This is a genomic window from Klebsiella sp. DY2415 (genome assembly GCF_026314315.1).
Lineage (GTDB): Bacteria > Pseudomonadota > Gammaproteobacteria > Enterobacterales > Enterobacteriaceae > Klebsiella > Klebsiella ornithinolytica.
In genome coordinates this window covers 4,476,153-4,489,026 of record NZ_CP111115.1, presented here as the reverse complement: position 1 = coordinate 4,489,026, position 12,874 = coordinate 4,476,153, and the positions used below count along the sequence as shown (strand labels likewise).

Annotated in this window: 12 protein-coding genes; 9 read left to right on the top strand and 3 right to left on the bottom strand. The window is 54.4% G+C overall.

Annotated elements, in window-relative coordinates:
- The first annotated feature begins 221 nt into the window (after positions 1 to 221).
- The 4 genes from gpt to OQV00_RS21345 all read left to right on the top strand — a co-directional run bounded on the left by gpt (position 222) and on the right by OQV00_RS21345 (position 3,113).
- Positions 222 to 680, top strand: coding sequence for a xanthine phosphoribosyltransferase (gene gpt, locus OQV00_RS21360; RefSeq protein ID WP_004858267.1), 459 nt, complete (start codon positions 222 to 224; stop codon positions 678 to 680).
- Positions 681 to 787: 107 nt separating this feature from the next.
- Entirely contained in the window at positions 788 to 2,032 is a 1,245-nt protein-coding gene (frsA, locus tag OQV00_RS21355; RefSeq protein WP_004858270.1) for an esterase FrsA, read from the top strand.
- Positions 2,033 to 2,089: 57 nt separating this feature from the next.
- Complete coding sequence (gene crl, locus OQV00_RS21350) at positions 2,090 to 2,488, top strand: sigma factor-binding protein Crl (RefSeq protein WP_004858274.1); 399 nt, start codon at positions 2,090 to 2,092, stop codon at positions 2,486 to 2,488.
- Between the two features lie 112 nt (positions 2,489 to 2,600).
- Positions 2,601 to 3,113 carry a hypothetical protein gene (locus OQV00_RS21345; RefSeq protein ID WP_266279396.1) on the top strand — a complete coding sequence of 171 codons (513 nt, stop codon included), beginning with the start codon at positions 2,601 to 2,603 and terminating at the stop codon, positions 3,111 to 3,113.
- Positions 3,114 to 3,179: 66 nt separating this feature from the next.
- Here the strand turns inward: OQV00_RS21345 and gabD are convergent, their stop codons facing one another.
- Positions 3,180 to 4,628 carry an NADP-dependent succinate-semialdehyde dehydrogenase gene (gabD, locus tag OQV00_RS21340; RefSeq protein ID WP_004858280.1) on the bottom strand — a complete coding sequence of 483 codons (1,449 nt, stop codon included), beginning with the start codon at positions 4,626 to 4,628 and terminating at the stop codon, positions 3,180 to 3,182.
- A gap of 567 nt (positions 4,629 to 5,195) precedes the next feature.
- Here gabD and OQV00_RS21335 point away from each other — a divergent pair.
- The 4 genes from OQV00_RS21335 (at position 5,196) to OQV00_RS21320 (ending at position 9,538) form a co-directional block, all read left to right on the top strand.
- Positions 5,196 to 6,152 (top strand): TRAP transporter substrate-binding protein, encoded by a 957-nt coding sequence (locus OQV00_RS21335; protein WP_224050084.1) that lies wholly within the window; start codon positions 5,196 to 5,198, stop codon positions 6,150 to 6,152.
- A 75-nt stretch (positions 6,153 to 6,227) separates the two neighbouring features.
- Positions 6,228 to 8,102: a TRAP transporter large permease gene (locus OQV00_RS21330; protein WP_004858284.1), complete on the top strand. Its 1,875-nt coding sequence runs from the start codon at positions 6,228 to 6,230 to the stop codon at positions 8,100 to 8,102.
- Between the two features lie 206 nt (positions 8,103 to 8,308).
- Positions 8,309 to 9,073, top strand: a complete 765-nt coding sequence (locus OQV00_RS21325; RefSeq protein WP_004858287.1) for an SDR family NAD(P)-dependent oxidoreductase — start codon at positions 8,309 to 8,311, stop codon at positions 9,071 to 9,073.
- Positions 9,074 to 9,118: 45 nt separating this feature from the next.
- Positions 9,119 to 9,538 carry an RbsD/FucU family protein gene (locus tag OQV00_RS21320; protein WP_015585082.1) on the top strand — a complete coding sequence of 140 codons (420 nt, stop codon included), beginning with the start codon at positions 9,119 to 9,121 and terminating at the stop codon, positions 9,536 to 9,538.
- 60 nt (positions 9,539 to 9,598) lie between these two features.
- On the opposite strand, the gene OQV00_RS21315 is transcribed toward OQV00_RS21320, so the two are convergent.
- On the bottom strand, positions 9,599 to 10,648 hold the full coding sequence (locus tag OQV00_RS21315; RefSeq protein WP_004858294.1) for a LacI family DNA-binding transcriptional regulator: 1,050 nt from the start codon (positions 10,646 to 10,648) through the stop codon (positions 9,599 to 9,601).
- A gap of 411 nt (positions 10,649 to 11,059) precedes the next feature.
- Positions 11,060 to 11,653 (bottom strand): TetR/AcrR family transcriptional regulator, encoded by a 594-nt coding sequence (locus OQV00_RS21310; protein ID WP_064357473.1) that lies wholly within the window; start codon positions 11,651 to 11,653, stop codon positions 11,060 to 11,062.
- Between the two features lie 141 nt (positions 11,654 to 11,794).
- Here OQV00_RS21310 and OQV00_RS21305 point away from each other — a divergent pair, with 141 nt between their 5' ends.
- A complete protein-coding gene (locus tag OQV00_RS21305) occupies positions 11,795 to 12,850 on the top strand; it encodes a sugar phosphate isomerase/epimerase family protein (protein ID WP_266279393.1) in 1,056 nt (351 codons plus the stop codon).
- The last annotated feature ends 24 nt before the right edge of the window (positions 12,851 to 12,874 follow it).

Sequence of the window (12,874 nt, the reverse complement as noted above, 5' to 3'; positions counted from 1 at the left end):
GCAGGTCGAGGGTTAGCAATAAAAAATACAACAGGCGCAGGCTTGCGCGGTGGGGTTGAGAATACCACTTTCCACGCCGACTGGTAGTGTAAACAACGCAAAAAGCGCTGGGATGGCCGCTTAACACTGGTTTTTAGTGCGTCAGATCTCTATAATCTCGCGCAACCATTTTCCCCCTCGAACATCATTTAAGCCGTATAACACAGGCTGGGACACTTCACATGAGCGAAAAATACGTCGTCACCTGGGACATGTTGCAGATTCACGCCCGCAAACTGGCCAATCGTCTGATGCCTTCTGAACAATGGAAAGGCATTATTGCCGTAAGCCGCGGTGGTCTGGTACCGGGTGCATTACTGGCGCGTGAACTGGGTATTCGTCATGTTGATACCGTTTGCATTTCCAGCTACGACCACGATAACCAGCGTGAGCTGACCGTCCTGAAACGCGCTGAAGGTGATGGTGAAGGTTTCATCGTGATCGATGACCTGGTCGATACCGGCGGTACCGCCGTCGCTATTCGCGAAATGTACCCAAAAGCACACTTCGTTACCATTTTTGCTAAACCGGCTGGTCGTCCGCTGGTTGATGATTATGTTGTTGATATCCCGCAGGATACCTGGATTGAACAACCGTGGGATATGGGCGTGGTGTTCGTACCGCCGATCTCAGGTCGTTAATTTACAAGGTGAGTGCTATTTACCACGCCCGGTTATGCCGGGCGTGGTTTTTTTTGCCCGTATGCAGGTTACAATAGCCCGGAGTGGCAACACGATGGAGGCTGCACATGTCACAAGCTAACCTTAGCGAAACACTGTTTAAACCTCGATTCAAACATCCAGAAACGTCTACGCTGGTGCGCCGGTTTGCGTCGGGTTCGCAACAGCCGATCCACTCTGCGCTCGACGGGAGCAATGTCGATCACTGGTATCGCTTGATTAACCGTCTGATGTGGATCTGGCGCGGCGTGGCGCCACAGGAGATCCTGGATGTGCAGGCGCGCATTGTGATGAGCGATGCTGAGCGTACGGATCCGGAGCTTTATGACACCGTGGTGGGCTATCGCGGCGGCAACTGGATTTTCGAATGGGCCAAACAGGCGATGATCTGGCAGCAAAAGGCCGGGCAGGAAGCCGATCCGCTGAGCAGCGGGCGCCACTGGCTGCATGCATCCAATCTCTATAGCATTGCCGCCTACCCACATATTAAAGGTGATGAGCTGGCGGAGCAGGCGCAGGCGCTGGCTAATCGGGCCTATGAAGAGGCGGCTCTTCGCCTGCCGGGCGAGCTGCGCGAGCTGGAGTTTCCTGTGCCCGGCGGCGCGCCGGTGACCGGCTTTTTACATATGCCGAAAAGCGAAGGTCCGTTCCCGGTGGTCCTGATGTGCGGCGGTCTGGATGCGCTGCAGACGGACTACTACAGCCTGTATGAGAACTATTTTGCGCCGCTGGGGATTGCCATGCTGACGCTGGATATGCCTTCGATAGGCTTCTCGTCAAAATGGAAGCTAACCCAGGATACCAGCCTGCTGCATCAGCATGCGTTGCGGCACCTGACGAATGTGCCGTGGGTCGATCATACCCGGGTTGCAGCGTTCGGTTTCCGTTTTGGGGCGAATGTCGCCGTCCGTCTGGGTTATCTGGAGCCGCAGCGCTTAAAAGCCGTGGCCTGCCTCGGCCCGGTGGTGCATAACCTGCTGGTGGATCCGCTGCACCAGGGCCGGGTTCCGGAAATGTATCTCGACGTTCTGGCATCGCGGCTGGGCATGCACGATGCATCTGATGAAGCATTGCGCATAGAGCTGAACCGCTACTCATTAAAAACCCAGGGGCTTCTGGGCCGTCGCTGTCCGACGCCGATGCTTTCTGGCTTCTGGAAAAACGATCCGTTCAGCCCGGAAGAGGAATCGCGCTTAATTACGTCGTCATCCGCCGATGGTAAGCTGCTTGAGATTCCATTTAAGCCCGTTTATCACAATTTCGATCGCGCATTGCGCCAGATTGCCCGCTGGATCAATCAGAGATTTAGTTAATATATTGCTAAATTTTATTGATTTGGTAAAACAGTTGCATCACTAAAGGAGATCGCAATGACGTTACCGAGTGGACACCTCAAGAGTAAGCTGATTAAGAAATTCACGGCTCTTGGCCCTTATATTCGTGAAGAACAGTGTGAAGACAACCGCTTCTTTTTCGATTGCCTGGCAGTTTGCGTCAATGTAAAACCCGCCCCGGAAAAACGAGAGTTCTGGGGATGGTGGATGGAGATGGAAGCGCAGGCATCACGCTTCACTTACAGCTATCAGTTTGGCCTGTTCGATAAAGAAGGGAGCTGGCGGCCGGTGGCTATTGACGATCCGGAAGTCAGCGAGAAACTTGAGAAAACGCTGCGTGATTTCCACGATCGGGCTAACGCATTGCTGGCGACATTCAGCCTGAAGCTGGAACCCGCCGATGACTTTAGCGAGCCGCTCAGACTGCGCGCCTGATATCTCGCCGATTATCTGGTTATATCGAAAAAAATCCACGCCCGAGCGCGTGGATTTTTTTATTCCTTTACCCGCCCTCAAACTGCCAGATTTTCATTAATCACTGGTGTCGTTGAGTGATGTCGGACTTATTTCCATCACCCTGTTTATAGGATTTTTCTTAGAAGCGCGCCGTACCGAGGAAATGTGTCCCAAGAGAATGCCTGAACAGGCTATCCGTGTTACCGTCACCACATGGCCCTGTAAAATAAAGATATTTATGAAGATTGTATTACTAATGAGTCTGTTAAGCCTGTTTCTTTCTCCGGCATTTGCCGGGACTGCAGTGAAATTGTCCTGCTCGTTACGCAAAAGCGTGACGATCTCAAAATTCCATTACCAGCTGTCGACAATGAAATGGGGCGATCACTTCCAGGTTGCTGCCGGAATAAGACAGGCGCAAACCAAAAGCAATGTCCCGTTTCGCGTGACGCGTTTTCAAAATGGCGACGATCTGGTCTTTTTCCCCGACAGCCAGGACTATTATTTCTTCTATTCCGGGATGGCGACACCTGACCGCTGCATTGTACAGGAGACGTATTCCTATCCGGCTGTTGAGCTACCGCGCTACAAGAAAAGCGAGTAGCCGGCGGCGCAAACAGAGCCCGAAGGGTCACCCCATCGGGACTCCGCTGCCTGGAACGGACGTGAATTAAAGGCCAATACACATGTATTTGATTTCTAAATAGTCTTCAATGCCATACTTCGAGCCTTCGCGGCCCAGACCGGAAGCCTTCACGCCACCAAACGGGGCGACTTCGTTGGAAATCAGCCCGGTATTGATGCCCACAATCCCATACTCCAGCGCTTCGCCGACGCGGAAAACGCGGCTCAAATCACGGGCATAGAAGTAGGCGGCGAGGCCAAATTCAGTATCGTTGGCCTGGCGGATGACATCCGCTTCATCTGTGAAGCGGAACAGAGGAGCCAACGGGCCGAACGTCTCTTCTTTCGCCACTTTTGCACCGTCGGGAACATCGACCAGAATAGTCGGCTGAAAGAAGTTGCCGCCGAGGGCATCCACTTTCCCGCCGGTGATGACCCGGGCGCCTTTCCCGACGGCATCGGCAATATGTTCCTGCACTTTGGCAATGGCTTTCTCATCAATCAACGGTCCGGTTGTGACCCCCGCCTGAAGGCCGTCGCCGAGATGCAGCTGCTCCACCGCCTGCTGCAGTTTTTCGGCAAAACGCGCATACACCCCGTCCTGCACGTACAGGCGATTGGCGCAGACGCAGGTCTGCCCGGCGTTACGAAACTTCGACGCCATGGCGCCTTCTACCGCTTTATCCAGATCGGCATCGTCAAACACGATAAACGGCGCGTTACCGCCCAGTTCGAGCGAAACTTTTTTGATGTCCTGGGCACACTGCGCCATCAGCTGGCGGCCGATTTCCGTGGAGCCGGTAAACGACAGCTTACGCACCAGCGGGTTGCCGGTCAGTTCATTACCTACCGCGCTGGCGGAGCCGGTCACCACGTTAAATACGCCGTCAGGGATCCCGGCGCGTCTAGCCAGTTCGGCCAGCGCCAGCGCGGAAAAAGGGGTCTGGCTGGCGGGTTTGAGTACCATTGTGCAGCCGGCGGCTAACGCCGGGCCGGCTTTACGGGTGATCATCGCCGCTGGAAAATTCCACGGCGTGATCGCGGCGGTAACGCCAATCGGCTGTTTAATCACGATCAGGCGCTTATCGGCCTGATGACCGGGAATGGTATCGCCATAAATGCGTTTTCCCTCTTCGGCAAACCATTCGATAAATGAAGCGGCGTAGCCAATCTCGCCTTTTGCTTCTGCCAGCGGTTTGCCCTGCTCCAGGGTCATCAGCCGGGCCAGATCGTCCTGGTTTGCCATCATCAGATCGAACCAGCGGCGCAGGATCGCGGCGCGCTCTTTTGCCGTTAGCTGTCGCCAGGCGGGAAGGGCGCGATGGGCGGCCTGGATCGCATCGCGCGTCTCTTCTGCGCCCATTTTAGGGACTGAGCCCAGCACCTCTCCGTTCGCCGGGTTGGTCACCGTAATGACATCGCTGCTGAGGGCATCACGCCACTCACCATTGATAAATGCCTGCTGGCGGAACAAGGTTAGGTCATTCAGTTGCATGGTTATTTCCTGTCTCAGAAGGTTAACGGTTGAACGGCGTACTCCAGCGTAGCGGAGAATCAAAAGCGGCGTTTGCGATAGCCTTCACGTTTACCAACGTCTCTCGGCGCGAACCCGCGTCATGCCCGGTAAAGACTTTTCCGGCCCTCTTCTTTTACGCCAGCCAGGTACGCCTGTGTTTGTTTAGTGTAGTCGCCAGAGTCAGATGACAGCAGCGACTAAACAGTGACTAAACAGCGATGACGACGTTTTCACGATGTAAAACCAGCGTCTGAATTCGCGACGCCTGCCACAAAATTCACACATCATGCGCGATGACGGGGGGAAGCAACTTGCTTTTATCTGGCGAGGCGAATACGGTCTGTAACGTTACACTAAAACGTTACAGTAGAAATTTACCCTCCGGTTATGAGTGAAGTCCCTGGCGATTTAGCGAGGCCCGAAGGTGCTACAGACACCTCAACGGTACGTGAAAGGATAACGATGATGAAAATGACACAGTTTTGTTCGGCCAGACGTTTTTTAGCTTTTGCTTGTTTGAGCTCGGCCCTGATAGCGGGAAGTGCGGTGAGCGCCTTAGCCCATGCGGCGCTCAACTTCCGCGTTTATTCTTCTCTCCCCGCGGACGACTCCTCGGCGCACTACATCTGGTTCAGCCGTTTTCAGGAAAACATTAACAACAATGCGAAATTGAAAGGGCAAATTAAGCTCAACTATTTTGCCAATGGCATGTTGGGCAAAGAGGCCGATGCGACGCAGCAGGTTCGCATTGGCGCAATTAATATGATGATCTCCGGTACATCCATTTGGGCCACGCTGGTACCTGAAATGGGCGTCCTGGATCTGGGTTATTTATTTAAAGATTACAGTCAGGTAGGGAAAGCGCTGGACGGCAGCGCCGGGGAAAAACTCTCCGCCTTAATGATGGATAAAGCCAACGTGATGGTGCTCGGCTACGGCTTTAACCTCGGCGCGCGTAATATTTATACCAAAAAGGTGATTGAAAAGCCGGAGGATTTAAAGAACCTGAAAATTCGCGTGCTGCCGGTGCCTAATTTCATTGCCACGTTAAACCATATGGGGGCGGTGGCGATCCCGATGCCGGGCGGTGAAGTCTATTCCAGCCTGCAAATGGGCGTTATTGACGGCGTAGAGCACGATGCTCCGACGATTTATGCGAGCAAATATTATGAAATCATCAAAAACGGCACCCTGACTCGCCACAGCTACAACCCGCTGATGATTGCGATGAATAAAAAGAGTTTCGAACAAATCCCGCCGGAGCTGCGTGCGGACGTGCTGGCGGCGGCGAAAGAAGCGACGGACTATGAACGTATGCAAGCGGGTAAAAAAGAACAGGAAGCAATAAAGAACCTTGAAGCAAAAGGGGTGACGTTCCGCGAAACCGATCGCCAGTTCTTCTATCAGCAGGTGCAGCCCGTGTGGCAGTCGTTCCTCAAGCAATATCCGGATATGAAGCCCATCGTTGATGAAATTACCGCGGCGGCAAAAGACCCGTCATGATCGGCGCCGCTTAACCCGCCCGTGCCACGGCGGGGTTAAGCGGTGAGATTGGCAATCTTGTGGAGAAGATTCAACATGGCTGATATCTCTATTAAAGCAAAGGACGGGTGCGTTGCCCTTGCGCTATTGGGCAAACTGAGCCGCTTTTTAACCACCTTAACCGCCTGGGCCGGAGCGCTGGTGCTGTTTATCAACGTGCTGGTGGTGTTTGCATCCGTCATCTGGCGCTATGCGCTGCACTCGCCCATTCATTGGGCCGAAGAGGTGGCTCGCGCGCTGATGATTGCGCTGGTGTTTTTCGGCGTGGCCACCTCGACGGCGAAAGGGGGTCATATTGGCGTCGATCTGTTCCTGCGTTTCCTGCCTGAACGGGTTCGACCCTATGTCGTTCATGCCAGCCGCTGGATCCTGTTTCTGGTCTCGGTTGGGCTCGTCGTTTCCAGCTACGACCTGGTGCAGGCCGCGCGATTGCAAACCACGGAGACCGGTTTACCGCAGACAATCTACGTCATTCCGGTGCTGATTGGTTCGCTGGTTATGATGGTGGCGGCGCTGGAGCTGGCCTTGCGAGAACGTGTTCGGGTTGTGCTGTTCAGCGGCCTTGGCATTGTGGTTCTGGCCGCCATTGGCTATATGAAACTTTCGCTCATGGCCGATCCCGCCAGCGCTGCTGCCGGGCTAATGCTGATCTGCTTTGTGCTCGGTATTCTCGCCGGCGTACCGATTGCGTTTACCCTTGGTCTGTCGGCGATGGTGTTCTTTATCTGCGATCCGTCATTACCGTTTGTCTTTTTCTCCCAGCAGGTCGCGGCGGGGGTAGATCACTTCGTGCTGTTGGCTATTCCGTTCTTCCTGCTTGCCGGTGCCGCCATGGAGATCAACGGGATGTCAACGCGGCTCGTTGAACTTATCGTGCGTGGCATGGGGCGCTTTCGCGGCGGCCTCAATATGACTACCGTACTGTCGATGGCCTTTTTCTCCGGGATCTCCGGCTCCAAACTGGCAGATGTTGCGGCGGTTGGCGGCGTGCTGATGCCGGCGGTGCGTCGGGCTAAACAGGATGGCGAAGAGGCCGCCGGGGTGTTTGCCGCCTCGGCCGTGATGGCCGAAACAATCCCACCTTGCGTGAATCTGATTGTTATGGGTTTTGTCGCGAACATCTCGATTGGCGCGCTGTTTATTGCAGGCCTGGTGCCCGCCGTCTGCCTGCTGGTACTGCTGATGATTGCCGCCAACCGGTTTGGCGGCAAAATCAACGTTAGCGAAGCGTATCCGGTATTACGGCCGCGCACGCAGCTCTACCTTGGTGCCGCCGTTGGGCTGGTGATGATCTTTATGATTGGCCGCGGCGTCATGATGGGGATCGCCACCTCGACAGAAATCTCCGCTTTTGCAGTGATTTACGCCATCGTCGTCGGTCGCCTTGCATTTCGTGAACTGACGTTCAAAGCGACGGTAAAAATGTTTATCGATATCGCCGCCATGTCCGGAGTGCTGCTGTTTATCGTCGCCTGCGCCACCAGCCTTTCTTATGCGCTGACGATACAGATGATCCCGCAGCAAATAGCGGAATTACTGGTCAGCATTGGGGTTGAGCAGGGAGCCTGGCTGTTTCTGCTATTAACCATCGTTATTCTGGTTATTTTTGGCGCCGTTCTGGAAGGGGCTCCGGCGCTGATTATCTTTGCGCCGATTCTGGTACCGATCGCCGTTCAGCTTGGTTTCAGCCCGCTGCATTTCGGCATCATTATGATTATGGCAATGGGTTTTGGTCTCTTTTCACCGCCTATCGGACTCGGTCTTTATACCACTTGCGCCATTTGCGGCGTGGAGATGAAACACGTTATTCGGCCCATGGCAAAATATCTGGCGGTAGTCTTCGTCGGGATTATTATCGTGGCTATGGTCCCACCATTAACAACATGGTTGCCGGGGCTCGCTGGGTATTAATTGTGAATCCAGTCGTCAACCGCATTCCGTTATTTAAACACGGTTAAAAGAGGCGTCCTGTCAATATCGGCAGGGCGCAAGGTCAACAGGTATCGCTCAGGTTCTGATATTTAACACGCCTGCAGGTGGGGATAACAACGTCCTGAATCTCTCGCTGATAAATATTATGCGCCGATGGCGGATTTATTCTGAAACAGGAGTATGCAATGGGGTCATTAACGGGAAAGAAAGTTTTTATTACTGGCGCTGAGCAAGGTATTGGTAAAGAGACTGCGAGAAAATTAATTGAGGCCGGATGTGATATCTATATTCACTATTTCAGCGGTGAAGAAGGCCCCAGAGAATTAATCGCGATTGCCCAACAGCGGGGAGCCAAGGCCGCCTGCGGCTATGCGGATTTGACCAACGAGGCGGATGCGGCGCGCTGCGTTGCCGAGGGGGCAGCGTTCTTAGGTGGCATCGATATTCTGGTGAATAACGTCGGGGGAATTATTGCCCGCAAATGGCTCGGTGAAATTGACCCGCAGTTCTGGCGTACCGTCATTGATGTCAATATGACGACCATGCTCAATGTGACTCAATCGGCGCTGCCGTTGTTAAAAGAGGCGACTGACGGCGCGAGTATCGTCAATCTCGCCTCGTTAGCCGGACGCTCCGGCGGGCACTCCGGATCGCTGGTCTATTCGATGACTAAAGGCGCGGTGCTGACGTGGACCCGCTCCCTTGCCGCAGAGCTTGGCGAGTTTGGTATTCGGGTGAATGCGGTGGCGCCAGGGCTGATTCTGGGGACACGTTTTCATAACCAGCATACCACTCAGGCCTCGGCCGATCGGACTATCGAAGATATTCCGCTGGGAAGAGCCGGTACGCCTGAAGATATCGCACGCGCGATCTGCTTCCTTGCCTCGGAATACGATGGCTTTATCTCCGGGGCGACTCTGGATATTAACGGCGGTATTTATCGAGCATAAATCTCAGGGCGGGTTATATCCCGCCCATATTAAGAGAACGTAGTCATGATCAAAACAGAAATTATTCATCCGGATTTGCTCCAGGCGTTGGCCCAGTGTGGCCATAAAGCCAATATTCTTATCGCCGATGCTAATTATTCATTTTTAACCAACTCATCTCCGCGGGCGCGGATTATTTATCTCAATTTTTCCCCGGGTTTAATTAGCAGCGTGGTCATCCTGCAAAAAATGCTCGGCTACATCAATATTGAAAAAGCGGTGCTGATGTCCTGCCCGGATGATTTTGATAATACGATTGCGCGTGAATATCGCACTCTGCTTGCTGAGTCGACCGCAGTGGAATATGTGACCCGGGAGGCCTTTTACGCGCTGGCGAAATCGTCGGATACCCTGCTGGTTGTCGCCTCTGGCGAGACCCGCCGCTTTGCCAATATTCTGCTCACCGTCGGCCCGACGCTACTGTGACGCGGGAGAAGGGCAACGTGTTCTTCTCCCGTCACAGGCACAAACACAGCGGCGCGAGAGTCAGACCTCGGGCGCATCGCGTACCGACTGACGGCACACCAGGGAAGGCGTAAACAAAAACTCCTGCGGCGGGAGGGAGGGGTTGTCCGTCCGCTCAATCAGGCGTTGTACCATGACCTCCGCCATATCACTCAGCGGAGGCATCACCGAACTTAATCTGGGATAAACCAGCCCGGAGAGCGGGATGTTATCGATGCCGATGATGGAGATCTCTCCCGGCACGCTAATCCCGGCTTCGTGCAGGCCGGCCATCAGCCCAATGCCGAGCGCGTCATTAATTGCCACAATACCGTCAGGACGGCGCGACTGGCGGCAGATTTTTTGCGCCAGCGATCGGCCCAGTTCGGTCATTTCCGCATCACCGTACGCCGCTTGCGTCTTCTCCTCGACAATCATGCCCTCACGAAATAGCCCGTGGCGTTGCACCGCGCTGAGAAAGCCTTCGATTTTATGGGCGCGGCTCGGGATCATACCGGCGACGGTGGCGAAGGTCAGGTGTCGGCACCCGCGCGCAATCAGATGCTCTGTGGCTAAACGTCCGGCTTCGACGTTATCCATGGATACGCTGTCGAGCGCCAGACCGCCGGAACCGGCGCTGGCCGGCATACGACTGTCGTAGTTGACCATGATCATGCCCTGAGAGGCGGCACGCACAAAATGCGGTTTTTCAATATCACCGGCGGCGACAATAATGCCGCGCACGCCGTGGGCAAACATATCTTCCAGAAAGGCTTCTTCTTCTTCAATCTGACGGTAGGTGTTACCAATCAGCACGCGATAAAAGCGCTTTTTTGCCGCCAGATCCACTTCACGGACCAGCGAGGCGAAGCTGGGGTTGACGATGGACGGAACCAGCAGGCCGATCATTTTGGCCTGGCCCGTTTTCAGCTGCTGGGCGACGCGATTAGGAAAGTAATTGAGCGTTTGCATGCTTTGCTGGATACGTGCCAGCGTCTCTTCGCGCATCTGGTCGGTACGGCCATTGAGCACGTTGGATACGGTGCTGACGGACACGCCAGCATGCTTTGCGACATCGCGAATGTTTGCCATACATCTCCTTTGCAGCGGTGGGCGAGGCGCGGACGAGAGCGATTCTCCGCGCCGCTTTATACGGGGTCGACAAGCCTGATCCTGCATCGTTTTCTGATGAGGATCATCAACAATAACGGTTTAGTGTAACGTTACAGCTGGTGCTGTCAATGCGCTTGCAAACGGCAAGTGATGTCAGCCACGCGACTGCGCCCCAGGCTGCGGGAAACCGCAGGCCCTTTATTTAACCCGGTCCGACACACCGTCGGGGATGTTTCCCGTCGGCATAGCCATCCATGCAGACAGTGAGGAGGTGCGAAAGGAGACAAACGAGAACGGGTGGCGTCTCGTGGTCATCGTGAGGCCTCCTGACCTGCGATGGTAAACTAATGACCCGTTGATATTAAAAGATTCATCGCTGGCGATAATGCATTACGCTGTACACGGCAGCGCGTTAAGCGCGACGTTAACTGCCGCTAACAATCGCGCTTCTGAGACACCGTCGCGCGCCTGAACGGAAAGACCATGCAAAAAGACGGCGAAATAGTCTCCCAGACTGTCGGCATCGGTTGTATCCGGTATCTCGCCGTTATCCGCCGCCTGTCTCAGTCGGTCGATGATCTGTTGCGTGCGTTGCAGGCGATGTTCGGCCAGCCAGGTTTTGATCTCATCATTTTCCGCGCTGACACTCGCGGCAGAGGCGACGACCATACATCCTCGCGGTAATTCCGCCTGGCTGTACAGGCGCACGGCGTCGACAAGCATCTTTTTGATCGCCTCCTGCACGTTGTTCTCAGCGGCGAAGGCCCGATCTGCAAACCCGCCTTCCTGGCTTTCATAATGGGCGATGGCCTGTCGGAACAACTGTTCTTTTGAACCGAACGCTTTGTAAATGCGCGCGGAAGCGATGCCAAGTTCTGCCACTAAATCCGACATTGACGTACCTTCATATCCCTGTCGCCAGAAGAGATTGCGCGCCTTCAAAAGCGCATGTTCGCGATCAAATTCGCGCGGTCTGCCTGCCATTGTGCTGCTCCATTTTGCCTGCCGTTCAGTCACACAGGATCGCTTAATCCTGCGCTATTACCAAAGAATTTATAAATTTTTCTTGTGGTTCTCCGATTTTACTCCTATTGTTTGTCAATCGACAAACAATAGGAGTTTACGATGAAAACCATCAAAGGCCCAAGCCTGCATCTCGCCCAATTCAGTGATGGGATAGCCCCGTTCAACAGCTTGCCTGCGATTGCCCGATGGGCGTCGGAAACCGGCTTCAAAGCATTGCAAATTCCGGCATGGGATCGGCGTCTGTTTGATGTAGCCACCGCGGCGGAGAGCCAGACCTACTGCGATGACCTCACTGGAATGCTGGCGGAACATGGCCTGGTCGTCAGTGAACTGACCAGCCATATTTTCGGCCAGCTGATGGCGGTACATCCGGCTTACGACGCCATGTGCGACAGTTTTGCGCCGTCGGCACTGCATGGTGATCCGCAGGCGCGCGGTGAATGGGCGCGGCAGCAGCTGCTGTTGGCCGTCAAAGCCTCAGCACGGCTTGGTCTCAGCGAGCTGGGCACGTTCTCCGGCTCGCTGGCCTGGCCCTATCTGTTTCCGTTCCCGCAGCGTCCGGCAGGGTTAATCGAAGCGGCTTTCGACGAGTTGGCCAGACGTTGGCTGCCGGTACTCAATGCCTGCGATGAGCAGGGTATTAACCTGTGTTATGAAATCCACCCGTGCGAAGATCTGCATGATGGGGTGACGTTCGAAATGTTTCATCAGCGGGTAGGGGAACACCTTCGCTGTCAGGTACTTTTCGATCCCAGCCACATGGTGCTTCAGCAGCTTAACTATCTGGAGTTTATTGATATTTATAAAGATGTTATTGGCATGTTTCACGCCAAGGATGCCGAGTTTAATCCCACCGGCCGCCAGGGCATCTATGGTGGCTATCAATCGTGGATTGACCGTGCAGGCCGTTTTCGCTCGTTGGGGGATGGTCAGGTTGATTTTAATGGCATCTTCTCGAAGCTGGCACAATATGACTATTCCGGCTGGGCTACCCTGGAGTGGGAATGTTGCCTGAAACACCCGCAGGACGGCGCCCGGGAAGGTGCTGCTTTCATCCGCGACCACATCATTAACGTCACTGATAAAGTGTTCGACGATTTCGCCGGCGCACAGGTTAATCCTCATCAGATCAATACATTACTCGGCATTCGCTAAGCCGTAATATCACAGGGAGTCCCC